This is a genomic window from Erythrobacter sp. SDW2, assembly GCF_021431965.1.
In the GTDB taxonomy this organism is placed as follows: domain Bacteria; phylum Pseudomonadota; class Alphaproteobacteria; order Sphingomonadales; family Sphingomonadaceae; genus Parerythrobacter.
Window position 1 is genome coordinate 425,481 of sequence record NZ_CP090370.1, and the last position, 23,927, is coordinate 449,407.

The 23,927-nt window shown below is 65.2% G+C and carries 22 protein-coding genes and 1 tRNA gene; 11 read left to right on the forward strand and 12 right to left on the reverse strand.

Annotated features, from left to right (window positions below):
• Nucleotides 1-18 precede the first annotated feature (18 nt).
• Nucleotides 19-1,245, forward strand: coding sequence for an NAD(P)/FAD-dependent oxidoreductase (locus LY632_RS02045; protein ID WP_234092153.1), 1,227 nt, complete (start codon nt 19-21; stop codon nt 1,243-1,245).
• Between the two features lie 4 nt (nt 1,246-1,249).
• Nucleotides 1,250-2,410 carry a CaiB/BaiF CoA-transferase family protein gene (locus tag LY632_RS02050; RefSeq protein WP_234092154.1) on the forward strand — a complete coding sequence of 387 codons (1,161 nt, stop codon included), beginning with the start codon at nt 1,250-1,252 and terminating at the stop codon, nt 2,408-2,410.
• Here the strand turns inward: LY632_RS02050 and queG are convergent.
• Nucleotides 2,397-3,401 (reverse strand): tRNA epoxyqueuosine(34) reductase QueG, encoded by a 1,005-nt coding sequence (queG, locus tag LY632_RS02055; RefSeq protein WP_234092155.1) that lies wholly within the window; start codon nt 3,399-3,401, stop codon nt 2,397-2,399. The two genes, LY632_RS02050 and queG, sit on opposite strands and share 14 nt — an antisense overlap.
• Before the next feature lie 143 nt (nt 3,402-3,544).
• On the opposite strand from queG, the gene LY632_RS02060 reads away from it, so the two are divergent.
• The 4 genes from LY632_RS02060 to msrB all read left to right on the forward strand — a co-directional run bounded on the left by LY632_RS02060 (nt 3,545) and on the right by msrB (nt 7,753).
• On the forward strand, nt 3,545-4,504 hold the full coding sequence (locus LY632_RS02060) for an ABC transporter ATP-binding protein (protein ID WP_234093292.1): 960 nt from the start codon (nt 3,545-3,547) through the stop codon (nt 4,502-4,504).
• Nucleotides 4,501-5,727 carry an ABC transporter permease gene (locus LY632_RS02065; RefSeq protein WP_234092156.1) on the forward strand — a complete coding sequence of 409 codons (1,227 nt, stop codon included), beginning with the start codon at nt 4,501-4,503 and terminating at the stop codon, nt 5,725-5,727. The genes LY632_RS02060 and LY632_RS02065 overlap by 4 nt, the downstream gene beginning before the upstream one ends.
• A gap of 110 nt (nt 5,728-5,837) precedes the next feature.
• A complete protein-coding gene (locus tag LY632_RS02070; RefSeq protein ID WP_234092157.1) occupies nt 5,838-7,175 on the forward strand; it encodes a cytochrome P450 in 1,338 nt (445 codons plus the stop codon).
• A gap of 83 nt (nt 7,176-7,258) precedes the next feature.
• Complete coding sequence (gene msrB / locus LY632_RS02075; RefSeq protein WP_234092158.1) at nt 7,259-7,753, forward strand: peptide-methionine (R)-S-oxide reductase MsrB; 495 nt, start codon at nt 7,259-7,261, stop codon at nt 7,751-7,753.
• A 3-nt stretch (nt 7,754-7,756) separates the two neighbouring features.
• Here msrB and LY632_RS02080 read toward each other — a convergent pair whose 3' ends face one another.
• From LY632_RS02080 to LY632_RS02115, 8 genes are all read right to left on the reverse strand, one after another.
• Nucleotides 7,757-9,526 (reverse strand): hypothetical protein, encoded by a 1,770-nt coding sequence (locus LY632_RS02080; RefSeq protein ID WP_234092159.1) that lies wholly within the window; start codon nt 9,524-9,526, stop codon nt 7,757-7,759.
• A 4-nt stretch (nt 9,527-9,530) separates the two neighbouring features.
• Nucleotides 9,531-9,956 (reverse strand): GtrA family protein, encoded by a 426-nt coding sequence (locus tag LY632_RS02085; RefSeq protein ID WP_234092160.1) that lies wholly within the window; start codon nt 9,954-9,956, stop codon nt 9,531-9,533.
• Complete coding sequence (locus LY632_RS02090) at nt 9,946-11,352, reverse strand: sulfatase-like hydrolase/transferase (protein WP_234092161.1); 1,407 nt, start codon at nt 11,350-11,352, stop codon at nt 9,946-9,948. Before LY632_RS02090 ends, LY632_RS02085 begins: the two co-directional genes overlap by 11 nt.
• Entirely contained in the window at nt 11,352-12,950 is a 1,599-nt protein-coding gene (locus tag LY632_RS02095; RefSeq protein WP_234092162.1) for an NAD(P)/FAD-dependent oxidoreductase, read from the reverse strand. The genes LY632_RS02090 and LY632_RS02095 overlap by 1 nt, the downstream gene beginning before the upstream one ends.
• A 121-nt stretch (nt 12,951-13,071) precedes the next feature.
• Nucleotides 13,072-13,725, reverse strand: coding sequence for a PilZ domain-containing protein (locus tag LY632_RS02100; protein ID WP_234092163.1), 654 nt, complete (start codon nt 13,723-13,725; stop codon nt 13,072-13,074).
• Between the two features lie 217 nt (nt 13,726-13,942).
• Nucleotides 13,943-14,027 (reverse strand) — tRNA-Leu (locus tag LY632_RS02105).
• Between the two features lie 63 nt (nt 14,028-14,090).
• Nucleotides 14,091-14,369 carry an integration host factor subunit beta gene (locus LY632_RS02110; protein WP_234092164.1) on the reverse strand — a complete coding sequence of 93 codons (279 nt, stop codon included), beginning with the start codon at nt 14,367-14,369 and terminating at the stop codon, nt 14,091-14,093.
• A 166-nt stretch (nt 14,370-14,535) separates the two neighbouring features.
• A complete protein-coding gene (locus LY632_RS02115; RefSeq protein ID WP_234092165.1) occupies nt 14,536-14,892 on the reverse strand; it encodes a GntR family transcriptional regulator in 357 nt (118 codons plus the stop codon).
• 193 nt (nt 14,893-15,085) lie between these two features.
• Here LY632_RS02115 and LY632_RS02120 point away from each other — a divergent pair, with 193 nt between their 5' ends.
• Genes LY632_RS02120 through LY632_RS02140 form a run of 5 tightly spaced genes read left to right on the forward strand, consistent with a single transcriptional unit; the run spans nt 15,086 to nt 20,609 of the window.
• Nucleotides 15,086-16,729, forward strand: coding sequence for a peptide MFS transporter (locus tag LY632_RS02120; RefSeq protein ID WP_234092166.1), 1,644 nt, complete (start codon nt 15,086-15,088; stop codon nt 16,727-16,729).
• A gap of 36 nt (nt 16,730-16,765) precedes the next feature.
• Nucleotides 16,766-18,130: an amidohydrolase gene (locus LY632_RS02125; RefSeq protein WP_234092167.1), complete on the forward strand. Its 1,365-nt coding sequence runs from the start codon at nt 16,766-16,768 to the stop codon at nt 18,128-18,130.
• Nucleotides 18,127-19,443 (forward strand): amidohydrolase family protein, encoded by a 1,317-nt coding sequence (locus LY632_RS02130; protein ID WP_234092168.1) that lies wholly within the window; start codon nt 18,127-18,129, stop codon nt 19,441-19,443. The genes LY632_RS02125 and LY632_RS02130 overlap by 4 nt, the downstream gene beginning before the upstream one ends.
• Nucleotides 19,440-19,901 (forward strand): FKBP-type peptidyl-prolyl cis-trans isomerase, encoded by a 462-nt coding sequence (locus tag LY632_RS02135; protein WP_370636550.1) that lies wholly within the window; start codon nt 19,440-19,442, stop codon nt 19,899-19,901. Before LY632_RS02130 ends, LY632_RS02135 begins: the two co-directional genes overlap by 4 nt.
• 30 nt (nt 19,902-19,931) lie before the next feature.
• Nucleotides 19,932-20,609: an NnrU family protein gene (locus tag LY632_RS02140; protein ID WP_234092169.1), complete on the forward strand. Its 678-nt coding sequence runs from the start codon at nt 19,932-19,934 to the stop codon at nt 20,607-20,609.
• Between the two features lie 4 nt (nt 20,610-20,613).
• Here LY632_RS02140 and LY632_RS02145 read toward each other — a convergent pair whose 3' ends face one another.
• From LY632_RS02145 to LY632_RS02155, 3 genes are all read right to left on the reverse strand, one after another.
• On the reverse strand, nt 20,614-21,369 hold the full coding sequence (locus LY632_RS02145) for a hypothetical protein (RefSeq protein WP_234092170.1): 756 nt from the start codon (nt 21,367-21,369) through the stop codon (nt 20,614-20,616).
• Nucleotides 21,370-21,418: 49 nt separating this feature from the next.
• On the reverse strand, nt 21,419-23,356 hold the full coding sequence (gene dxs / locus LY632_RS02150; protein ID WP_234092171.1) for a 1-deoxy-D-xylulose-5-phosphate synthase: 1,938 nt from the start codon (nt 23,354-23,356) through the stop codon (nt 21,419-21,421).
• Between the two features lie 78 nt (nt 23,357-23,434).
• Nucleotides 23,435-23,911, reverse strand: a complete 477-nt coding sequence (locus LY632_RS02155) for a Fur family transcriptional regulator (RefSeq protein WP_234092172.1) — start codon at nt 23,909-23,911, stop codon at nt 23,435-23,437.
• Nucleotides 23,912-23,927: the final 16 nt, after the last annotated feature.

Consider the following 23,927-nt stretch of genomic DNA (forward strand, 5'->3'; position numbering starts at 1 on the left):
CGCCCCATGCGGCGGGGCATGGATCACGCCGATATCTGCATTGTCGGGGCCGGGCATGGCGGTGCACAAGCCGCCATTGCGCTGCGCCAGAAAGGCTTCGAAGGGACCATCGCGCTGGTTACGCGCGAGCTCGATACGCCCTACGAACGGCCGCCGCTGTCGAAGGAATATCTCGCCGGCGAGAAGAGCTTCGAGCGGATCATGATCCGCCCCGAAGCCTTCTGGGCGGACAAGGGGATCGCGTTGCAGCGCGGGCGGAGCGTGGTGAAGGTTGACCCCCAGGGCCACAGCCTGACCTTCGCCGACGGAAGCTCGATGACCTATGGCAAGCTGATCTGGGCCGCCGGCGGCGATGCGCGACGGCTGTCATGCGAAGGCGGCGATCTCGGCGGCGTCCACACCATTCGCGACCGGCCCGACATCGAGCGACTCAAGGCCGAACTCGACGGCGGTGCGAAGCAGGTGGTGGTGATCGGCGGGGGCTATATCGGGCTTGAAGCCGCGGCCGTGCTGCGCAAGTTCGGCTGCGAAGTGACCGTTGTCGAGGCGCTCGACCGGGTTCTGTCACGGGTGGCAGGGGAAGATCTTTCCACTTTTTACCAGGACGCGCATCGCGCCGAAGGGGTCTCGTTCCGCCTCTCCGCGAAGGTCGAGGCGATCGAGGGAATGGACGGACATGTCACCGGCGTCCGCTTGGAGGATCTCGAAGTGCTGCCCGCCGACATGGTGATTGTGGGTATCGGCATCATCCCCTCGATCGGGCCGCTGATCGGTGCCGGTGCCGCCGGATCGAACGGTGTCGATGTCGACGAATTCTGCCGCACTTCGCTGGAGGATGTCTATGCCGTCGGCGATTGCGCGGCGCATGCCAATGGCTTTGCCGATGGCGCGGTGATCCGGCTGGAATCGGTCCAGAACGCCAACGACATGGCGACCACCGCCGTGCTCGATATCCTGGGTCAGCCGAAGCCCTATGTGGCGACGCCGTGGTTCTGGTCGAACCAGTATGACCTGAAGCTCCAGACCGTCGGCATCTCGGTTGATTACGACCGGACCGTGCTGCGCGGCGATCCGGCAGAGCGTAGTTTCTCGGTGGTCTATCTCAGGGGTGGCAAGGTCATCGCACTCGACTGCGTCAACCGGACCAAGGACTACGTGCAGGGCCGCAAGCTGGTCGAGGCGCATGCACGTATCGATCCAGAAGCATTGGCCAATGCCGAAGTCCAGCTCAAGGAGCTGCTCTGACACCATGATCGCTGCGGGGGACGGCAGGCCCATGTACGAAGGGCTCAAGGTCGTGGACATGACCAGCGTCGTGTTCGGTCCCTATGCGACGCAGATCCTCGCCGATCTCGGGGCCGAGGTGGTCAAGATCGAAGGCCCGACCGGCGATGCCTATCGCTATGGTGCCAAGCCGGCCCGCACTGCGGGCATGGGTCCCGGCTTCATCGCGCTCAACCGGGGCAAGAAGTCGGTCACGCTCGATCTCAAGGACGAAGCCGACAAGGCGGTGATGCGTGACCTGCTCGCCGATGCCGATGTCTTCATTCACAACGTTCGTGCCGGGCCAGTCGAAAGGCTCGGGTTCGGCTACGAGGCGGTGAAGGCACTCAACCCCGGCATCGTCTACGTCCATTGCGTCGGCTTCGGCTCGGGCGGGCCTTATGGCGGCTTGCAGGCCTATGACGACGTGATCCAGGCAGCGACCGGCACCGCTTCGCTGCTGCCGCGCGTCGATGGCGACCCGCGCTATCGCTACCTGCCCTCGCTGATCGCCGACAAGGTGGCGGGGCTCCACGCCGCCTATGCCACCATGGCCGCGATCACCCACCGCCTGCGCACCGGCGAGGGGCAATTTGTCGAAGTGCCGATGCTGGAAAGCTTCGCCAGCTTCATGCTGAAAGAGCATCTTGACGGAAAGACCTTCGATCCGCCTAACGCCGACGCAGGCTACGCGCGTCAGGTCGATCCCGATCGCCAGCCCTTCCCGACGAAGGACGGCTGGATCAGTATCGTGCCCTATACCTTGCCGCAGTTTCCCCGCGTCGTGGCACTGCTGGGCGATCCGGAGCTGGCGAGCGAGGAGCGGTTCAAGGACAACCGCGGCATCGCCGGGGCGACGGCCGAACTTTACCAGCGGATGGCGCAGCTGACCCTGACGAAGACCACCGCGGAATGGTTGGACGTGCTGCGCCCGCACAATGTGCCGTGCATGCCGGCGACCGATATCAACGATGTCATCGATGATCCCCATCTGAACGCGGTCGGGTTTTTCGAGCGATCCGAGCATCCGAGCGAAGGCTCGCTTCACCAGATGCGCGAGCCGTCGAGCTTCAGTGGCTGGGCACCCGAGCCGATGGGTCATGCCCCGCTGCCGGGCGAGCACACGGAGGCGTTCAGGAAACGCTGAGGCGAGCGAAGGCCCAGGCGGCGGCCTCGGCCACGACCGGATCGGGATCGCCGCGCAGCCCGCCCACTTGCTCCGACAGGCCGGTATCCGCGCTATTCCCGGCCGCAATCAGGCAGTTGCGGACGAAGCGGTTGCGTCCGATCCGCTTGATCGGTGAGCCGGAGAAAAGCGCGCGGAAGCCCGCGTCGTCGAGCGCGAGGAGATCCGCCAGTCGGGGAGCGACCAGTTCGGGACGCGCGGCGAAAGCCATGTGCCGCGCCGCAGTGTCGGCGAACTTGTTCCACGGACAGACGGCAAGACAATCGTCGCAGCCGTAGATGCGGCTCCCCATCGCCTCGCGGAATTCGTGCGGAATCGGGCCTGCGTGCTCGATGGTGAGATAGGAAATACATCGCCGCGCATCGAGCTTGTAGGGTGCCGGGAAAGCCTCCGTCGGGCAGGCGACCTGGCACGCATTGCACGAACCGCAGCGATCATCATGCGGCGAATCCGGCGCGAATTCGAGCGTACAATAGATGCAACCGAGGAACAGCCAGCTGCCATGCTCGCGGCTGACGAGATTGGTGTGCTTGCCCTGCCAGCCCAGACCGGCCATTTGCCCCAGCGGCTTCTCCATCACCGGGGCGGTATCGACGAAGACCTTGAGCTCGGTCCCCGGCACCTCCGCCACCAGCCAGCGGGCCAGCGCCTTCAATGCCTTCTTGACCACGTCGTGATAATCGCGGCCCTGGGCGTAGACCGAGATTTTCGCCTCCCGATCATCCAGCGGATCGACTTCTGGCGCGTAGCTCATCCCCAACGCGATCACGCTACGGGCTTCGGGCCACATCGATTGCGGGCCCTGCCGCACTTCGGCGCGGTCTTCCATCCAGCCCATCGTACCGTGATAGCCGGCATCGAGCCATTCGCGCAGCCGCGCCGACCGGACCGGATCGTCCTGCGCCGCGGCAAAGCCGATAGCCGCAAAGCCCAGCCGCCGGGCTTCGGCCACCAGGCGTGCCTTCAGGTCAGGACTTGCAGCGGCGTTAACCACGCTTATGGTCGCTCCCGTTCACTGGCGGCGGTTAACGCGCCGGCATGGACATTGCGCTAGGCCAAGCCCGGTTCGCGGGCAACCACGGGGTCGATAAGGATATGGATGCAACGACATCGGTCGCATCGCGCCCCCTGGCAATCGAGGCACGGGGCCTGGTCAAGCGGTTCGACGGGCAGCTGGCGGTCGACGGGGTCGATATCTCCGTCCCGGAAGGCGCGATCTACGGCATCCTCGGCCCCAATGGCGCGGGCAAGACCACCACGCTGCGCATGCTGCTTGGCATCATCGATCCCGACGAGGGCGTGCGCCGGGTGTTCGGGCATGACCGGCCGCACGAGATCGGCCGCCTGATCGGCTACCTGCCGGAAGAGCGCGGGCTCTACCCGTCGATGAAGGCCTATGAAGCGATCGGCTTCCTCGGCGCGCTGCGCGGGATGAAGCGTTCCGAAGCGCGCGAACGGGGCAAGGAACTGCTCGAGGGCCATGGCCTTGGCCATGCCATCGACAAGCAGATCCGCCAGCTTTCGAAAGGCATGGCGCAGACCGTCCAGCTGCTCGGCACGCTGGTGCACAAGCCGAGGCTGGTGGTGCTGGACGAACCCTTCAGCGGGCTCGACGCGATCAACCAGGGCAAGCTCGAACAGCTGATCCGCAGCCTCGCCGACGAGGGCACCACGGTGATCTTCTCGACCCATGTCATCCACCATGCCGAGCGGCTGTGCGACGATGTCGCGATCATTGCCGGGGGCAAGGTGCCCTATGCCGGCAGTGTCGAGGCGGCGCGCGACCGGATCCCGGCGCAGGTCCGGCTGGAGACCAAGGCCCGCGAAGGTCGTTGGCGCAGCGCGCTGCCCGCAGACGCGCGGCAAGTCGGCGATTTCTGGAACTTCTCGTTGCCGGATACCGGGATCGAGCCGCTGCTCAAGGCGCTGATCGAAGGCGAGGCGGGCATCCTCTCGCTTTCGATCGAGCGGGCGGGCCTGCACGACGCCTTCGTCCATATCGCCGGAGAAGCCGCCGCGAGGGCGCTGGAGCTGGAAAAGGAGGATGCGCGATGACTGCAACGCCCACCTCGCGCCTGTCGCTCATGTCCGCCGCACTGGTGGTTGCCCGGCGCGATTTCTTTGCCATCCTGCTCAGCCGCGCTTTCCTGTTCTTCCTGCTCGGCCCGCTGTTCCCGGTTCTCGTCGGCGGCCTGGCCGGGGGCATCGGCAGCCAGGTCAAGAGCGAGGTCGCCAATCCCGAGCTGGCGGTGCTGCTCGCTCCGGCAGAGCGTGATGCGATCGTCGCCGCGCATGAGGCGCTGGGTGCGCAGCTGGGTGGCAGCCTGCCGCCGCTGGTCGCGCTGGACGATCCTCCGACGACCGATCCCAAGGCGATCCTGGCCGAGAAGCGCGGCAATATCGCCGCGGTCCTCTCGGGTTCGCTGCAGCAACCGGTGCTGACCGGCCCCGAGAACCAGCTCGAGCGGATGCGCGGCAAGGCCGCCCTGCTGGCCGCAACCGCGCTCGGCAATGCGCCCAGCACCTTCCCGGATATCACCACTTGGACCGTGACCACCAGCGGCGCCAACGAACGTTCGGGCCGGATGGTCACCGCGCAGGCCGGGCAGATGCTGCTGTTCCTGCTGACCATGTTGCTGGCCGGCATGGTGCTGTCCAACCTGGTCGAGGAGAAGGGCAACAAGATCATCGAGATCCTCGCCGCTTCGATCCCGATGGACGCGGTGTTCTTCGGCAAGCTGTTCGCCATGCTGGCGGTGTCCTTTGTCGGCATCACGGTCTGGGGCCTCGCGGTCGGGGCGATCTTTATGTTCGGCGGCTTCAACATGCAGAGCCTTCCGGCCCCTGCGGTCGGCTGGCCGGTGTTCATCGCGCTCGGCATCGCCTATTTCGCCATGGCCTATCTGCTGCTCGGCTCGATCTTCCTCACCATCGGTTCGCAGGCCAAGACCGTGCGCGAGGTTCAGACGCTGTCGATGCCCGCCACCATGATGCAGCTGGTGGTGTTCTTTGCCGCCAGTTTTGCGGTCGGCCAGCAGGGCAGCGCGTTCGAGTGGGGCGCAGCGATCTTCCCCTTCAGTTCGCCCTTTGCCATGCTTGCCCGCGCCGCCTTGCAGGAAGGCGTGATGCAGCATGTTATCGCGCTGGCGTGGCAAGGGCTGGCCGTGGCCGTGATGGTCAGGCTGGGCGCCAGCCTGTTCCGCAAGCGGGTGATGCAGTCGGGCAGCGGCGGCAAGGCCAGGCGCGGAATGTTCCGCCGCAAGACCAGCGCCGCCTGACGGCGTATAGGTCGCGAAAAGCAACTGACTGTTGACACTGCTGTCAATACCGTCAGGATGCAGGGCAACAGCGGCGGCCGCGCAAGAGTCGCCCGAGAGGAGAGACAGCCATGGCAACCCTGGCCCCGCAGCGCCCCGAATGCCGCACTTCCCCGACAGCCTATGAAGCGCTCAAGGAACATCTTGCAGCGCACCCCGAAGACCGGCTGGAGCATCCGCACAAGTGGGACGTCAGCCGCAGCGACATCTATTACAACAACAGCTGGCATCCGATCTTCAGGGAGATGCGCGAAGCCGGCCCGCTGCACTATATCCCGGAAAGCCCCTTCGGCCCCTATTGGGCGGTGGTCGGCCACAAGGCGATCCAGCACATCGAGGCCTTGCCGGAGACGTTCTCGTCGAGCTGGGAGCATGGCGGGATCACCATCCTCAACCGGCTCGATGACGAGCAGCTGGCCGAGATGGGCCGCGAACGGCGCGAGCTGCCGATGTTCATCGCCATGGACCGGCCGCAGCACACCGGCCAGCGGCGGACCGTGGCGCCCAAGTTCACCCCCAGCGGCATGGCCGAGATGGAAGGCGAGATCCGCCAGCGCACCGGCGAACTGCTCGATACCCTGCCGCGCGGCGAAGTGTTCGACTGGGTCGACAAGGTCTCGATCGAGCTGACCACCGGCATGCTGGCGATCCTGTTCGGCTTCCCGTGGGAAGACCGCCGCCTGTTGACCTACTGGTCCGACTGGTCGGGCGATACCGAGCTCGCCACCGTGCGCGAGCTTGACGAGATGCGCTGGGGCATCCTCCAGGAAATGGGGGCCTATTTCCAGTCGCTCTGGATCGAGCGGACCCATGACAAGGAGCCGGGCGACGATCTCATTTCGATGATGATCCATTCGCCGGCGATGAACCAGATGAGCCCGCAGGAATTCATGGGCAATCTGGTGCTGCTGATCGTCGGCGGCAACGACACCACCCGCAATTCGATGAGCGGCTTCGTCTACCAGCTCGACAAGAACCCCGACCAGCGCAAGCTGTTCGAGCAGAATCCCGATATCATTCCCAACGCGGTGCAGGAGATGCTGCGGATGCAGACTCCGCTGGCGCATATGCGCCGGACCTGCACCGAGGATACCGAAGTGTTCGGCCAGACCATCAGGAAGGGCGACAAGGTCATCCTGTGGTACATCTCGGCCAACCGCGACGAGGAAGTGTTCGAGAACCCCGACAAGCTCGACCTGGCGCGCGAGAATGCCCGGCGTCACATCGCCTTCGGCTATGGCATCCACCGCTGCGTGGGCGCGCGGCTGGCCGAATTGCAGCTGCGCATCCTGCTGGAAGAAATGCACAAGCGGCGGATCAGGGTGCATGTTGCAGGCGATATCGAACGCGTGCGGGCCAACTTCGTCCACGGCTTCCGCAAACTCGAAGTCGAGGTGACGACCTTCTGAGGTGAAACCGGCGAAACTGAAACCTTTGTCCGTGTTCCACCGTATATCCGGGTAGGATTTCCTGCCCGAATACGGAGGTTACCATGGCAGCATCACTCGATCGTCGCGGCCTGCTCGGCTGGATTGGCGCAGGCGCATCGTTCCTGGCGCTGGCGGCCTGCGGGTCCGACCCGGCCGAAGCCAGGAGCTTCCCGATCAGCAAGTCCGACGCGCAATGGCGCAAGCAGCTGACCAGCGCGCAATATGCGGTGCTGCGGCAGGAAGCGACCGAGCGGCCCTATTCTTCGCCGCTCGACAAGGAAAAGCGTGCCGGGGTGTTCCACTGCGCCGGCTGCAACAATGCGGTCTATTCCTCGAAGCACAAGTTCGACAGCGGCACCGGCTGGCCCAGCTTCTGGCAGGCGGTCGACAGGGGCGCGGTCGGGACTTCGACCGATTACAAGATCGGCTATCCGCGCACCGAAGTGCACTGCGCCGATTGCGGCGGGCATCTGGGTCATATCTTCGACGACGGGCCCAAGCCCACCGGCAAGCGTCACTGCATCAACGGCGTGGCGCTGAAGTTCCGGCCGGCCTGATCGCTACTTCACGACGCGCCAGACGCGGAAGCCTGCGGGGGTGTCGAGCTTGACCGGCTCGAGCCATGACGGCGCACTGCCATCGCGCAAGCCAGCGGCGAAACTGCCGCCGACGCCGCGCTCGATGTATATGTCCGGCTCGACCAGGTCCGCACATAGCACGACATAGTCCGCCTTGTGCTTCGCGATCAGGGCATGGGCATCTTCGGCCGTGCCGGTGAAGGCGAGGATGACATCCTTCATTGCCTTCTCCGCACGATGGTGGGCGGTGGCGATGACCGAATGGCCGGTCCGCTGGAGGATCGCCGGCCCGATATCGAGCGGGGCGAAGATGGTGCCCTTGGGCAGGGCGGCCAGCTGCTGCACGCTGCGGTCGACGTCACAGCTCGAGGCGTCAAGCTGGACGGCCTGGGTCGGGCCGGGTGCCGAACTCGCGACGAGCGACCTGGCGGCCTGCACCGGAGCCATCGGCGCGAGCACCACTGCGAGGCCGGCAATCGTGGCGATCCTGGCTGCGGCAAGCTCGCTGGTGCGGATCCGCTGCAGGCCTTGCCGAAGCAGCCAGCCCAGCGGCAATACGGCCAGCACCGAGGCAAAGGCCATCGCGCGCCAGACCAGCAGGCCGAGCAGCAGGAACCCGATGTAGAGCAACAGGTAATCGGTCCACCAGGCACGGGCATTGCCCGTTGCACGCCTGGCCAGCGCGAGAGCGACGACGAAGGCCGCCAGGACCTGCGCCAGGATCGCCCAGGCAGCGATATCCTGATGCCACAGCGGGCGGCCTTCGAGGACATTGTTGTACCAGAAATCGCGCACCACCGGGTCGAGCGCGCCGAATGGGGTCCGCACGCATTCGGGCGAGGCATAGCCGAACACGGCAAGGCCCAGCGCTGCGCTGAGGCCGAGCCCGGCGGCGATCGCCGGCCACGGGGCGGGCGGGGCATAGGCAAGCGCGGTCGCGCCTGCAGCCACCACCGCGAACAGGATCAGGTGCGGGACAGTGATGGCATCGCAATAGAGGGTTGCGTTGCCGAACCCCCGGGTCGCGGCGAACAGGCCGAACAACCCCAGCGCCAGGACTTGCAGGAAACCGACCAGCCACATGCGCTGGCCCCGGTCGCGCAGCCAGCGCAGCGCCAGCACCGCGCCGAACACGGCCGCGACCGGAAGCAGCTCGAGCGAGATCGACATGCCCGCTGCCATGGCCAGGCCCGCCAGTGCACCTCCGCGCCAGGCACGATGGCCCGAAATGGCGGCGAGCGCTGCAGCAGCGGCGCAAATCTGCCAGCCGTGATGGTCGATCCGCAGCGGCTGGAACTGGTAGACCAGGATCGGCATGAAGCCGATAGCGAGGCAGGCGAGCATGATCGTCTCACGCTCGAACAAGCGCGACGCGACACGGCCGATGCACAGCATGGTCGCGAGCAGCGCCAACACTGGCACCAGCACGACGGCAAGCTGCTCGGCCATGGCCTGGCCGAGCAGCGGGGTCATTCCGCCGATGAGGATGACCAGCGGCAGGTCGACCAGCCGCGACCAGTGCATCACCGGCGCGCTGGCCGGATCGATCCGGTGCTGCACCAGGTCGAACCAGCCCTGCCCCGCCAGCAGGTCACGGACCTGCACCAGTCGCAATATGTCGTCGGGATCGGGGAACCGGCCGCCGAGGATACGGCCAAGGCCGGTGGCCAGCAGCAGCGCCGACACCATCAGCCACGCCAGCATGACCTGGCGCAGGGGATAGGGACGCTGGGGAAGGCCGGTTTCGCCCACGCTGTCAGCCCTCGGTGCGGAACACGATGCGGCTGCGCAGGACCCAGGTCAGCAGGAAGCTGGCGCCGATGGCCACCAGTTTGGCCGCACGCGGATCGATGCCCGAAAGCTCGCCCGCCCCGACAATGGCGGTGGTCAGTGCGAGACCCGCCAGGGCCGAACCTACGAACAGCGCCTTCTGCCTGGTGCGGTCGGTCGTCCCGCGATCGGCCACGCGGCCGGTGAATACGGTACGGCTCGACAGCAGCCAGTGCGACACGATACCCAGCGAGTAACCGATCGCCGAGGCCAGCGTGGCCGAGATCCCGGCAGCCATCAGGGCGAGGAAACTCCCTACATCGACCGCCAGCGCGCACACGCTGGCCAGCACATAGAGCACGAAGATCCGGTCGCGCAGGCGCTCGACGAGCGAAGTCAGCTTACCGGCCATTGCTCGCCGCCCGGGGTGCATCGCCCCGCCATTTGAGGTAGAGGTAGGGCACCCGGTCCGGCGCGAACTGGACGCGGTGGCGGCGGTCGAAATACGGCGGCATATGGTCGCCCACGATCAGGAAGTCGGTCGGCGGGAAATCATCGGCCTGCAACTCCTTGACGAGGGCTTTCTCCCAAGCGTCCCAAAGGGCGAACTGGCGGCAGATCATCGGGAACTCCCTGGCCAGCTCCGGTGAAATGCGTTCGCAATTTTCGACCTCGAGATTGGCGCCTGTAGGCACCGGCAGGTGCGAATTGACGGTAAGCCAGTAGACCAGCTGCGGCTTGCCGCCCTGCTTCAGCTGCCTGGCGAGCTGCGCCGGGATATCGCGATCGCACGCCCCGGGAAACACCCCGCCGCATTCCTCGGCGCCATCCGCCATCAGGCGGTCGCGAAAGCGGCTTTCGTCGAAGCCGATGCCGGGATACCAGGTGTCGCGTTCGAAGAAGGACCCGTTGAAGCTGTGGAATGCATGGGTCGAATAACCGGCCCGCTTCATTCGGGCGGGGAGACAGTTCCTGTCGCCCCCGGCTTCGACGATTTCCTGGTAATCGCCCCATCGACCGCACATTTCGCGGACTTCGCCGGCGGTGGTGGAGTTGTAATAGAGCGTGGTTCCCCGGGTGGCGGAAAACCGTTCGCGGATTGCGGGATCGTCAAACGCCTTGAACAGCAATTGCTCCATCTCGGCGTTGCCGGCCGGAACCCCGAGCGATTCGACCATGATGATGGCAAGATTGCGCTTGCCGGCAATGGCAGTCTGTTCGGCACCGGTGAAGCTCATGGCCGATTCGAACGGAGCGCCTGCCACCGCCACCCGCTTGTAGTGGCCGCGCATACCCTCGCCCATCCACTTGTCGACATTGGCCAGTGCGAGGACACAGATCGCCGCCAGCACCAAAAGGCGCCAGTTGCCGAAAGCGCTGTCGCGGCGAACGGCAAACCAGGCACCGATGCACATCGCCACCCCGAGCAGCGCTACGAGCTGGTACTCGATCGACCCGGTCGGCTGCAGCTCCGCCATGAACTTGATGGAATGGAACAGCGAGAGGATGTTGAGATTGAAGGTGCCGGCGATGAAATGCAGGGTCGAGAACATCAAGGACCCAAGGAACGCCAGGAACTGCACGACCGTCGGCAGCTTGCGGACCAGCAAGCCGACCAGACCGGCCACCATGATCGGGTGCGCGCGCGGAGGCGCCCCGACGAACCACAATGCGACAAAGGCAATGTTGGCGATGCCGAGCCAGACCAGCGCCCAATTGGCGAACTGGCGCCATTCGGCAGGTGAAATATCCAGCTGCTTCGGCTTCTTGGCAGTCTGGAACTCGTCGTTGAAAGTAAGAACCCCCATCACGCAACCCTCCGGTGATCGTCCTCATCTGTGGCAATGCGCTCCGGGACCGCGCGCATCGAATTGAGGGCGGCGGCCTGGTCTTCGCTGACACTGCTGGCCGCTTCGCGAGCGGGCAGCGCCTTTTCGGCGCCTTCGTCACCGGCCTCGTGATATTCGGCGTCTTCGTTGACGCACCAGATGTCGTAGACCCGTTCCCCGGCGAGGATGTTCTCGACCGTCAGCATGGCGGTCATCATCGCATGGTCCTGGTTGTTGTAGCGGTGCATGCCGTTGCGGCCGACCAGGTGGAGCGTCGGGTACTTGTACTCCAGCTCGCCGCGCATGGCGGCGACATTGGCGGCATAATCCTCGTCATAGACGGGATAGGCCTTTTCCTGCCGCACCACGGCCCCGCCCTTGACCTTCGCAGGATCGAGCAGGCCGAGCGTCTTCATCTCGGTGGTGGCAAGGGTGACGAGATCGGCATCGGCCATGTCCCACAGCCCGTCGCCTTCGAAGCAGAAGTATTCGAGGCCGACACAGGCCATTGTCTCGTCGGGCACCATCTCCGGCGACCACGAGCGGAAGTTCTGCACCCGGCCGACCTGCACCTTGCTGTCGTGGATGTAGATCCAGTTGTCCGGGAACAGGTCCTCGCCTTCGACCATCAGCGCTACCGTGAGGAAGTCGCGATAGTTGAGCTTGGTGCCGTTCCAGCTGGTTTCGGGCAGCGGATGGAGCCGCGCACCCAGCTCGCGCATCGGGGCCGAACTGATGGCGTGACCCGCCTTGACGATGATCTTGTCGCCGGCCTTGCTGACCGCGCTCATGCGCCAGCCGCCTTCGCCATCGTTGGCGAGCTGTTCGAGGCCGTAGCCCATGATGACCTGGCCCTTGCCGCTGGCGATAATCTTGTCGCGCGCGGCTTCCCACATCATGCCCGGGCCCTGGCGCGGATAGCGGAAGGTTTCGAGCAGGGTCTTGGTCGCCATGCCGTCGTTGGGTGTCTTGTTGAGGCCGAGCGAGCGCTTGAGGCCGTCGGTCACCGCGCTCCAGAGCGAGAGGCCCTTGATCCGCTGGGCGGCCCAGTCGGCGCTCATTTCGTTGCAGGGCATGCCCCACACCTTCTCGGTGTAGGTCTTGAAGAAGATCGAATAGAGCTTGTGGCCGAACTGGTTGGTGGTCCAGTCCTCGAAGCTCTTGACGTTCTGGATCGGGAAGGCCTTGCGCCACAGATAGCTCGCCATGCAGGCGGTGGAGCGCAGGATGCCGAGGTTGGACAGCGCTTCGAAGGCGCGCAGCGGATAGCTGTAGAACTTGCCTTCGTAATAGATGCGGCTCATCCGCGGGCGCTGGATGAAATCGTCGGGCAGGATCTCGTTCCACAGGTCGACCACCTGCTGCGACTTCGAGAAAAACCGGTGGCCGCCGATATCGAAGCGATAGCCTTCGTGCTCGACCGTCCGGCTGATGCCGCCGACATAGGTCTCGTCTTTCTCGATGATGGCCACGGTCTTGCCTGCCTTGGTCAGCAGGTAACCGGCGGTCAGGCCCGCAGGCCCGGCGCCGATAATGGCAACATCGACGTCAAGCTCGCGCGAAGGTGCGGTATTCATTCATGCCCCCCAAAAGAAAACGGGTACCGAAATCGGCCGTTGAACCGTTGACCGGGAAGTGAAGGAAAATGGTTAGGGAGGTCTTAACAAACCGGCAGATTATGGCCGGAGCGGATGGAAATCAGACGATTCCCTGAAGCCGCCCCAAGGCCAGTGCGAAGCCGCGGAAGGAAAACCGGTCTTCGAACACCAGCCCGTGGCTCAACTCCCGTCGCCAGCGGATCTTGGCGTGGATCGCCGGCAGCCCGGCAATGGTCAGTCGTACCAGCTGGTCGCGCGCCCACTCCCGGTCGGCGTCCAGCCGCGCGCCCTGTTGCGATAGGTTCCCGAGCACGGCCTGCCCCCGATCCGCCCCGCTGGCCATGACCAGGGGCAATTCGAGCGCCACCCGGAGCGGCCGGCGCGGATAGAGCGCATCGTCCTGCAGGATTTCCTCCAGCGCGACACGGTCGCGGAACCGGAAGCCGGCTTCACCCTCCCCTTCCCACACTTTCTCGACCAGGTAGGGGCAGCCCTCGCGCAGCTCGATCGCCAGCCGGTCGCCGGGCGGCAAGGGGTGGAAGATGCGGATGGAAATGCCCGTCTCCGACAAGTCGCGAAGGATGCACACGAACTCGCCATGCCGGGTACGCAATTTGGCCTGCCGCAGCAGCAGCGTATAGCGCGGCGCCAGGCGTTGCTCGATCCGCAAGGCTGCCGGATCGACAGGACCTCCGGCCTGACACTGGATTCCGGTCGCAAGGCCGGGCCATGTATGGGGCTTGTTGGCACTCATCCCGCTCCATTGCCCGAGCAGCCCCTAGCATGAGGTCAGGCGAGGGTTAGGCAATACACCTTAGGGGGAACCTGCCTGCGCCCCCTTCCACGCTCGTGGTTGGGAGTTTTCCGGCCAATCCAGTCCCCCGGACGGCTGCATTTGCCGCCTCCCGCCCTTGCGGTTGGGAGTTTTCCGGCCAATCCAGTCCCCCGGACTGGATTGAGTCACGGAAAACTGGTGCGGGCGGTGGGACTCGAACCCACACGATCAGGGATCAGGGGATTTTAAGTCCCCGGCGTCTACCATTCCGCCACGCCCGCAACGGCGAGCGCTCTAGCGGCAAAGCCGGGGCTTGGGAACGCGTTGAAAAGCGCCGTGCCCGCTCAGCCATTGAGCAGGGCGCGCATTTCCTTGCCGGGTTTGAAATAGGGCACGCTCTTGGCCGGGACGTCGACGGCCTCACCGGTGCGGGGGTTGCGGCCCTGGCGTGCCTCGCGCTCGCGGGTGGAGAAAGCCCCGAAGCCGCGCAATTCGACCCGGCCCCCTTCGGCCAGCCGTTCGGTAATGGCATCGAAAAAGATATCGACGACCTGCTCGATTTCCTCGGCTCGCAGGTCCGGATTGTCGCGCGCCAAAGCCTGCAGCAGTTCGGAACGGATCATGTTTTTCTCCCGGTCACATGTCGTAACATCGGCGACCAGCAATGTTATGGGCCCCACCCCCAAGCGGACCCGGCCGGCATGAAGCCAACCGAAACCGGCGAAACAATGTCAGAACTCGGCCAAAAGCGCAAACCGGCGCCGCAAGATTCCGAAAAACCCTTTGTCCTCAAACGCTTTCGGTCGCGCCCTCGGTCAATAGTTGCTCCAGCGCGATACCCAGCCGGTCGATCCGGTCGCGAATCTCCGGCCATTCTTCGGCCAGGAAGCTGTCCCGCTCGGCCCGGCGCAGCTTCTCTGCGGCGCCTGCCACCACATACATGCCGACACCGCGCTGGACCTCGACCAGCCCGTCGGTCTGGAACTGCTGGTAGGCCTTGGCCACGGTCAGCGGATTGGCTCCCTGTTCCGCCGCGAAGGCCCGGACCGAAGGCAGCATCTGCCCTTCGGCGTAACGGCCATCGATGATCGCGGCGGCAATGATATCGCGCAGGCGCAGGTAAACGGGACGGGATGCTGTGCTCATAAGGTGCATCAGTGCCATAATACAGCGTGTCAGGTCAAGGGTGCGGTGTTTCTGCGAGCGGCGGGTTGTGGCTCGATAAAGGTGGTTTCGGCTGAAACAAGTTCTTCACATAGCGAATTGAGGCGTTAGGGTGCGCGGCTTGGAAGGGCCGGGGGACAAGCGGCCTGCTAGGATTTCGGAGGGCCGCAGGCCGATGAGCGAATTTATCTTCACGTTCGATTCCGCATTTGAGATGTGGGCATTCTGGATCGCGACTGCGGCGCTGGCGGCATTCCTGCTGGGCGGCGTGTTCTTGATCACCCGCCCCCAGGAGGAGGTCATCGGACACCCCAAGGGGCTGTTCCTGCTTTTCATGGCCGAGATGTGGGAGCGCTTTTCCTACTACGGCATGCGCGCACTGCTGATTTTCTACCTCATCCAGCACTGGATGTTCGCCGAGGATAAGGCCTACGTCATCTACGGTGCCTACACCGCCCTGGTCTATATCGCACCCGTCGTCGGCGGCTATCTTGCCGACCAGTATATCGGCCAGCGCAAGGCCGTGCTGTTCGGCGCCGTGTTGCTGACCTTCGGCCATTTCCTCATGGCCTTCGAGGGTGATGGCGGCCAGGCCGATCCGATGATCAACGTCTTCTGGCTTGCGCTGGCGCTGATCATCGTCGGCTCGGGCTTCCTCAAGGCCAATATCTCGGTGATCGTCGGACAGCTCTATGACCGCACCGATATTCGCCGCGACCCGGCGTATACCATTTTCTACATGGGCATTAACGTCGGTGCCGCCACGGCGTCGATCATCTGCGGCTTCCTGGGCCAGACATACGGCTGGCAGTACGGCTTCGGCCTGGCCGGCATCGGCATGTTGATCGGGCTTATCTTCTTTATCGTCGGCAAGCCGCTGCTCAAGGGCAAGGGGGAGCCGAAGGATCCTGCGAAGATCGCCGGCGGCAAGGAGTTCGCCATTTACGGTGCGGGTCTCGCCATGGTCGCCCTGTGCTGGGCTGCGATCCAGTACCAGGACATGGTCGGCTATGTGCTGGGTGCATTCGGCGGCGCCCTTGTGCTCTACGTGCTTTACACTGCCGTCGCGAAGCTTCCTTCGGATGAGCGTGACCGCATTTTCGCGGCCATGTTCCTCATCCTGGTTTCGATCGTCTTCTGGGCGCTGTTCGAACAGGCCGGATCGTCGCTCAATGTCTTTACCGACCGCCATGTCGATACGGCAGGTGTCAATGCCTCGATGTTCCAGTCGATCAACGCGATCTACATCGTGCTGCTCGCCCCGCTGTTCGCCATGCTGTGGCAAGGCATGGCAGCCAAGGGGGCCGAACCTTCGACACCGATGAAGTTCGGCCTTGCCGTCATCCAGGTCGGCCTCGGCTTCCTGGTCCTCGTCTGGGGCGCGGAGAGCGTCGGCATCGACGTTCCGACGCCCGTCATCTTCATCTTCCTGATCTACCTGCTGCACACCACGGGCGAGCTGTGCCTCAGCCCCGTCGGGCTGAGCGCCATGAACCGGCTGAGCCCGGGCCACATGGCTTCGCTTATCATGGGCACCTGGTTCTTCGCATCGGCGACCGGGAACTTCGCTGCCGGCCTGATTGCAGCAGCGACCGGCGGTGAAGGGGTCGGCGAGGAAGCGGGCAAGCAAGTCGTGCTCGATGTCTACACCACGGTGGGCTGGTATGCTGTCGGCATCGGTGTCGTGGTCATGGTGGTCAGCCCGCTGATCAAGAAACTGATGCACCTCGACACGCTCAAGGATGACGCGCTTGAGGGCGCGGCTGCCGCGGGCGTGGAGGCCATGGAAGCCGGCACGCACCCGACTACCAAAGCCTGATATATTCGCGGGAAAGAATCAAAGGGGCCCAATGCCATGCGACTAGGCGCGTTACTCATGTGCGGGGGCGCGCTGGCGCTGGCCGCTTGCTCGGCCACCGGAACGGCGAAGGAGTCCAAGTCGGCCTCCTCTGCCGCTACCGAGGCCAGGGAAGCGCCCTTCCCCTCGACCTACACGCCCTATCCCGGCGTGCCGACCGCGCTGGTCGGGGCGACCGTCTATGACGGCGCGGGCGGGGTGATCGAAGGCGGCACGGTGCTGTTCCGGGACGGCAAGGTCGAGGCCGTCGGCGCCAGCCTCGACACCACCGGCTACACCGTGATCGACGCCGCCGGAAAATTCGTCACTCCCGGCATCATCGACATCCATAGCCACCTGGGCGATTATCCTTCGCCTGCGGTCGATGCCCATTCCGACGGCAACGAGGCGACCAGCCCGACCACGCCCGAAGTCTGGGCCGAGCATTCGGTCTGGCCGCAGGACCCGGGCTTCACCCGCGCCATGGCCAATGGCGGGATCACCGCGTTGCAGATCCTGCCCGGCTCGGCGAACCTGATGGGCGGCCGCTCGGTCACGCTCAAGAACGTCCCCAGCCGCACGGTGCAGGGGATGAAGTTCCCCGGCGCGCCCTACAGCATGAAGATGGCCTGCGGCGAAAACCCCAAGCGGGTCTATGGCGGGCGCGGGCGCATGCCGTCGACCCGGATGGGCAATTTCGCCGTCAACCGCCAGACCTGGCTCGACGCCAAGGCCTATGACGGCAAGAAGCGCGACCTCGCCAAGGAAACGCTGAAAGGCGTGCTCGACGGAGAGATCCTGATCCAGAACCACTGCTACCGCGCCGACGAAATGGCGCTGGTGATCGATATGGCCAAGGAAATGGGCTACAAGGTCGCCGCCTTCCACCACGCGGTGGAGGCCTACAAGATCGGCGACCTGCTGCGCGAGGAAGGCATCTGCTCCGCCATCTGGGCCGACTGGTACGGCTTCAAGATGGAAAGCTATGACGGTATTCCGGAAAACGCCGCCTTCCTGCAGCAGGAAGGGGCCTGCGTGGTGATCCATTCGGACGATGCCAACGGCATCCAGCGCCTCAACCAGGAAGCCGCCAAGGCGCAGGCCGCCGGCAAGCGCGTAGGGATCGACATCCCTGACGCCACGGTGATCGGCTGGATCACCCTCAACGCGGCCAAGGCCATGGGGATCGACAAGCTGACCGGCAGCCTCGAGAGCGGCAAGATGGCCGACGTGGTGATGTGGAACGGCGATCCGCTGAGCGTCTATTCGCGGCCCGAGAAGGTCTGGATCGACGGCGCGCTGATGTATGACGCCCTTGATCGCAAGCGGCGGCCGGTGACCGATTTCGAGCTCGGCCAGCCCGGCGAAGGAGATGTGAAATGAACCGCCTCATCGCACGCACGGTGTTTGGCGCAGTTTCGGCCCTCGCCATCATAGCTGCCGCGCCGGCCGCGGCGCAGGATTTCGTAATCGTCGACGCGACGCTGGTCACCGGCGACGGCAGCGAGCCGGTCGAGAACGGCGTCGTGATCGTCGATGACGGCAAGGTCACCTATGCCGGCCCCCAATCGGGCGCCGGCAGCTTCGAGACCGATGCGGTGATCGACGTCGAGGGCAAGTGGGTCACCCCCGGCATCTTCATGCCGGTGACCGATCTCGGCCTCTATGACGTCAGCGGCGTCGGGGAGACCAACGACACCAGCGCCGGGCGCTCGCGCTTCAACGCCGCCCTCGATGCCTCGACGGCAGTCAATTACGCCTCGCAGCATGTCGCGGTCAGTCGCCGCGCAGGGATCACCCGCGCCTCGATCGTCACGACGCCTTCCAACGCAATTTTCGGGGGGCAAGGTGCAGTGATCGACACTGGCGAGGACTCCGATCCGGTCGTCAAGGCGCGTGCCTTCCAGATGGTGACACTGGGTGAAAGGGGTGGCGAGATTGCCGGCGGCAGCCGCATCGCGGCCTATGTCGAGCTCGCCAATGCCATGCGCGAAGCCGCCGATTTCGCCGCCGGCAAATGGAGCGGCGACGGCAATCTGCTGACCCGCGCCGATGCCGAGGCGCTGGTCCCGGTCGTGAACGGCAGCCAGCCGCTCTATGTCCGGGTCGAACGCGCTGCGGACATCCAGGCGGTGCTGGGCCTCAGGAACACCTATCCCCGGCTGCAACTGGTGCTGCTGGGGGTAGGCGAGGGCTGGATGGTGGCGCGCGATATCGCCGCCGCCGGAGTGCCGGTGATCGCCGATCCGCTGGAGGATCTGCCCGACAGCTTCGAACAGCTCGGCGTGACCCAGAGCAATGTCGGCCGCATGGCCGCCGCCGGGGTCAAGGTCGCGCTCGGCGGGCTCGCCGGGGGAACCAACGAACAGCCGGGCAATGCGCGGCAATTCGCCGGCAATATCGTCGGCCTGTCCAAGGTGCCCGGTGCGGCAGGGTTGAGCTGGGGGAAGGCCTTTGCCGCCATCTCCTCGATCCCGGCCGAGATCGCGGGCTTCGGCGGCACGCTGGGCGTGCTCAAGCCCGGTGCCGCGGCAGACGTGGTGATCTGGGACGGCGACCCGCTCGAAGTGTCGAGCGGAGTGGTCACGGTCTATATCGACGGGGTCGAGCAGTCGCTCGAGAGCCACCAGACCCGCCTGCGCGACCGCTACAAGGATCTCGACGAAAGCGATCTGCCCAAGGCTTACGACTGGTGAGGTCGATCGCGCTCGCGCTCCTGCTGCTGCCCGCGGTGGCGGCGGCGCAGGAGGGTCCGGTCTACGACGAAGCCTGGCACAACCGCCAGCAGGCGGCGCTCGCCGCGCTGCAAACCGCCGACGGATGGCAGGTGCTGCCGGGCGGGCTCAAGTGGCGACGCATCGCCGGAGACGGCAGCGGGCCGCGCCCCACGCTCGAAGACACGGTGACGGTCCATTACGCCGGTACATTCATCGACGGCACCGGGTTCGACAGCTCCTATGACCGGGGCGAGCCGGCGACCTTCCCGCTCGGCCGATTGGTCAAGGCCTGGCAGCTGGCCATTCCGCAAATGGGCGTCGGCGACACCATCGAGCTCTATGCGCCTGCCGATCTTGCCTATGGCCCGGCCGGCAAGGGTCCGATTCCCGGGAATGCGACGCTGGTTTTCAAAGTGGAGCTGATCGCGATAGAATAGCGCCGCACGTTCCAAGGGTGGGAGGGACCGATGGAAGGATTGACCGGACTGATCGCAGCGAGCGTGGCTTTCGTCGGCTCGCATTTCGCCATGTCGCATCCGCTGCGCGGGGCCATCGTCAGCATCTTCGGCGAGAAGGGTTTCCCCGCGATCTACAGCGTCGTCAGTTTCGCGACGATGGGCTGGATGTATCTCGCCTTCAAGGCAACGCCCGCTTCGATCCCGCTGTGGAGCGGCTTCGACGATGTCAGCTGGGCTGTCGGATCGGTGCTGGCGCTGCTGGCCATGGTGCTGCTGGCCGGATCGATGGCCGGCAATCCCGCCCTGCCCGCGCCCGGCGCGGCCGAGGCTGCCCGCAAGGAACCGCAAGGTGCGTTTCGCGTCACCCGCCACCCGATGATGTGGGGCTTCGCACTGTGGGCCGTATCGCACATGATCGCCGCCCCGACCGGGCGTACGCTGGTGGTGGCGCTGGCGATCCTGATCCTCGCCCTCGTCGGGGCGCATTTCCAGGACGGCAAGAAGGAAGCCCAGATGGGCGAAGCCTGGGTCGAATGGGAGAGCAGGACCAGTTACTGGCCGCGGCTGGGGCAGATCGGCGCAATCCCGGCGAAAACCTGGACCATCGGCGCGGTGATCTGGCTGGCCGCAAGCTGGGCGCATATCCCGGCAGGTGGCGGCGAGGCAGGCGTGTGGCGGTGGCTGTGACGTGTCAGTCGGCGTCGGGGCAGCCGGCCCAATGATCCGCAAGTACCGCCGTCCAGGCGGCTTCGCCCTCTTCCCGCTTGACCAGACGATAGGCGAAATCGCGGTACTCCGAATGATTGGCCAGCGGTAGACGGGCCGCGATCAGGCGTCCGTCGTCGGCGCTGAACCACATTTCGCCCTCACTCCCGGCCAGAGCATCGCCCGTGGCGCGGTAATGGAAGAAATCGCCCTCGTCGGAGGTTCCGCGACCGACCGGCTGCAGCGTCAGCCCACCGCGATTGGTGAAGCTGGGCTCGCCATCCTCCCCGCCGGTCAGGATCAGCGCCATATTCGCGCTGTAGCTTTGTCCGGCCCGGATCGCTTCGGGCGGATGTGCAATCCAGTCTGAGAAGTCGAAATCGTAGAGGAACCATGGCTGCTCTACAGTGATGGAGAAAGCGGGCGCTACCTCCGGACCGCCGAGCCGGGCCACGAGCTGACCTCCCGTTTGCGAGAGAAAGGCGAAAGGCTGCTGGGCAAGGTCGCGTGATAGCCGGCCGCCGACCAGCTCCAGTGCCTGCCCGGTGACCGGGTCGAGCCTGGCCGTGACATAAGCCGCGTTGGTGCAAGGTGCGCGCCCCTTGAAAACGCGGACGCTGCCCGGACCCTCGGCATAGACGACGACCCGCTCGGCTTCCGAACCGTCGGAATTGGTCCGCAAATAGTGCAGAACCGGGCCAGGGACGCTGGCTGCTGCCGTAGAAAGCAAGATCGCGAGCACCGCAGTGTATTATACCTGCAATACACTGCGGTCAAGTGTCGCTGGATTGTCAGGCCCGCGCCTCTTCCACTCGTTCGCCCTCTCCGGCGCTGTTGTGCCGCAGCGCCTTCAGGACGCAATCGACGATCTGCGGGGCGTTGAGCCCGGCGAGGTCGTATTGCTTCTCCGGCGCATCCTGGTCGATGAAGATGTCGGGCAGCCGCAGCGTGCGGATCTTGAGCCCGCCATCGGTCAGCCCCTCGTCGCTGGCATAGGTCAGCACATGCGCACCGAGGCCGCCGATGCTGCCTTCCTCGATCGTCACGACAACTTCGTGGGTCTTGGCCAGCTTCTCGATCAAATCGGTGTCAAGCGGCTTGGCGAAGCGCATGTCGGCGATGGTGGTGCTGAGTCCCTTGGCCTCGAGCTGGTCGGCGGCCTTGCGCGCTTCCTCCAGCCGCGTGCCGAGGCTGAGCAGGGCGACCTTGGTGCCTTCCCTGACGATGCGACCCTTGCCGATCTCGAGCTTCTGCGGGACTTCGGGCAATTCCACTCCCACGCCGTTGCCGCGCGGATAGCGGAAGGCGATGGGGCCATCGTCATATTCGGCGGCGGTATAGGTCATGTGGACCAGCTCGGCCTCGTCGGCGGCGGCCATCACCACCATGTTGGGCAGGGTGGCGAGGTAGGTGATGTCGAAGCTGCCCGCATGGGTCGAGCCGTCGGCGCCGACCAGCCCGGCGCGGTCGATCGCGAAACGCACCGGCAGGTTCTGGATCGCGACATCGTGCACCACCTGGTCATAGGCGCGCTGCAGGAAGGTGGAATAGATCGCCGCGAACGGCCGCATGCCCTGCGCCGCAAGGCCGGCGGCAAAAGTGACGCCATGCTGCTCGGCAATGCCGACGTCGAAGCTGCGTTCCGGATGCGCCTTGGCAAACTTGTCGACGCCGGTGCCGCTCGGCATGGCGGCAGTGATGGCGCAGATGCGCGGATCGGTTGCGGCCAGCTTGGCCAGCGTTTCGCCGAACACGTTCTGATAGGCCGGCGGGCCGCCCGCCGCAGGCTTGTTCTGCTGGCCGGTGACGACATCGAACTTGGCGACGCCGTGGTACTTGTCGGCGCTGTTTTCAGCCGGAGCGTAGCCCTTGCCCTTCTTGGTCACGACATGGATCAGCACCGGGCCCTGCTCGCTGTCGCGGACATTCTCCAGCACCGGCAGCAGATGGTCGAGATTGTGCCCGTCGATCGGCCCGACGTAATAGAAGCCCAGTTCCTCGAACAGGGTCCCGCCGGTCACCATGCCGCGGGTGAATTCCTCCGCCTTTTCGAGTCGCTGGTGCACCCGGCGACTGAGCTTGGCCGAGATGCGCGAGGCCAGGCTGCGCAGGCCGAGATACTCGCTGCTCGACACCACGCGGGCGAGGTAGGCCGAGAGCCCGCCCACCGGCGGCGCGATCGACATGTCGTTATCGTTGAGGATGACGATCAGCCGGTTGCCGGCACCTTCGGCATTGTTCATCGCCTCGTAGGCCATGCCTGCGCTCATCGCCCCGTCGCCGATCACGGCGATGGCGCGGCCGGGCTTGTCCATCAGCTTGTTGGCAATGGCGAAACCGAGGCCGGCCGAGATCGAGGTCGAACTGTGCGCCGCGCCGAACGGGTCGTATTCGCTTTCGCTGCGCTTGGTGAAGCCGCTGAGGCCGCCGCCCTGGCGCAGGGTGCGGATCCGGTCGCGCCGCCCGGTCAGGATCTTGTGCGGATAGCACTGGTGGCCGACATCCCAGATCAGCCGGTCGTCGGGCGTATTGAAGACGTAATGGATAGCGACGGTCAGTTCGACCACGCCGAGGCCCGAGCCCAGATGGCCGCCGGTGACGCCGACCGCGCTGATCATCTCGGCGCGCAGCTCGTCGGCAAGCTGGCGCAATTGTTCGGGCTTCAGCTGGCGGAGGTCGGCCGGATAGGGGACCGTATCAAGCAGCGGGGTGTCTGGTCGTGAACTCATCGTCTTGCGGTTACACGGATGAAACCGTGTTGTCGATGAACCAGTTAGGTCCGGAACTATGGAATTGCGGTGCAATCCCTATGCGCAATTGGCGCACAGGCCCCGCAGTTCGACCACCGGCCGCACATCGCTGAAGCCCGCCGCCTCACCCGCCGCGCGCAGGGCGCCGGTCAGCTTGTCATCGTCGAAATGGCTGGCAGTGCCGCAATCGTCGCAGATCAGGAACACGCAGTCATGACGGCACCCGGGATGGGTGTTGACGAGGAAGGCGTTGGCGCTCTCGATCCGGTTGGCGAGGTTGTTGGCAACGAAGATGTCGAGGATGCGATAGACGCTGTTGGGCGCAACCCGGCTCCCGCGCCGGGACGAGAGATTGTCGGCAATGTCATAGGCGCTGACCGGCGCGGTGTGGCGCGCGAGTTCCTCGAACACTTCGCCGCGCATGCCGGTCCACCGTTCGCCCTTGGCCTCGAGCGCGACCTGCGCGGCGTGGATCAGATCGTCGCCTTCATGTTCGCGATGCCCATGGTGCGAGCTGTGAGCGTGGGTAGCCATGGCAGGATATATAGCG

Bases quoted from the DNA above. Each gene is read 5' to 3' on its own strand.
- LY632_RS02045 (WP_234092153.1), top strand. From the start codon at position 19: ATGGATCACGCCGATATCTGCATTGTCGGGGCCGGGCATGGCGGTGCA.
- LY632_RS02050 (WP_234092154.1), top strand. From the start codon at position 1,250: ATGATCGCTGCGGGGGACGGCAGGCCCATGTACGAAGGGCTCAAGGTC.
- LY632_RS02060 (WP_234093292.1), top strand. From the start codon at position 3,545: ATGGATGCAACGACATCGGTCGCATCGCGCCCCCTGGCAATCGAGGCA.
- LY632_RS02065 (WP_234092156.1), top strand. From the start codon at position 4,501: ATGACTGCAACGCCCACCTCGCGCCTGTCGCTCATGTCCGCCGCACTG.
- LY632_RS02070 (WP_234092157.1), top strand. From the start codon at position 5,838: ATGGCAACCCTGGCCCCGCAGCGCCCCGAATGCCGCACTTCCCCGACA.
- msrB (WP_234092158.1), top strand. From the start codon at position 7,259: ATGGCAGCATCACTCGATCGTCGCGGCCTGCTCGGCTGGATTGGCGCA.
- LY632_RS02085 (WP_234092160.1), bottom strand. From the start codon at position 9,956: ATGGCCGGTAAGCTGACTTCGCTCGTCGAGCGCCTGCGCGACCGGATC.
- LY632_RS02090 (WP_234092161.1), bottom strand. From the start codon at position 11,352: ATGGGGGTTCTTACTTTCAACGACGAGTTCCAGACTGCCAAGAAGCCG.
- LY632_RS02095 (WP_234092162.1), bottom strand. From the start codon at position 12,950: ATGAATACCGCACCTTCGCGCGAGCTTGACGTCGATGTTGCCATTATC.
- LY632_RS02100 (WP_234092163.1), bottom strand. From the start codon at position 13,725: ATGAGTGCCAACAAGCCCCATACATGGCCCGGCCTTGCGACCGGAATC.
- LY632_RS02110 (WP_234092164.1), bottom strand. From the start codon at position 14,369: ATGATCCGTTCCGAACTGCTGCAGGCTTTGGCGCGCGACAATCCGGAC.
- LY632_RS02115 (WP_234092165.1), bottom strand. From the start codon at position 14,892: ATGAGCACAGCATCCCGTCCCGTTTACCTGCGCCTGCGCGATATCATT.
- LY632_RS02120 (WP_234092166.1), top strand. From the start codon at position 15,086: ATGAGCGAATTTATCTTCACGTTCGATTCCGCATTTGAGATGTGGGCA.
- LY632_RS02125 (WP_234092167.1), top strand. From the start codon at position 16,766: ATGCGACTAGGCGCGTTACTCATGTGCGGGGGCGCGCTGGCGCTGGCC.
- LY632_RS02130 (WP_234092168.1), top strand. From the start codon at position 18,127: ATGAACCGCCTCATCGCACGCACGGTGTTTGGCGCAGTTTCGGCCCTC.
- LY632_RS02140 (WP_234092169.1), top strand. From the start codon at position 19,932: ATGGAAGGATTGACCGGACTGATCGCAGCGAGCGTGGCTTTCGTCGGC.
- dxs (WP_234092171.1), bottom strand. From the start codon at position 23,356: ATGAGTTCACGACCAGACACCCCGCTGCTTGATACGGTCCCCTATCCG.
- LY632_RS02155 (WP_234092172.1), bottom strand. From the start codon at position 23,911: ATGGCTACCCACGCTCACAGCTCGCACCATGGGCATCGCGAACATGAA.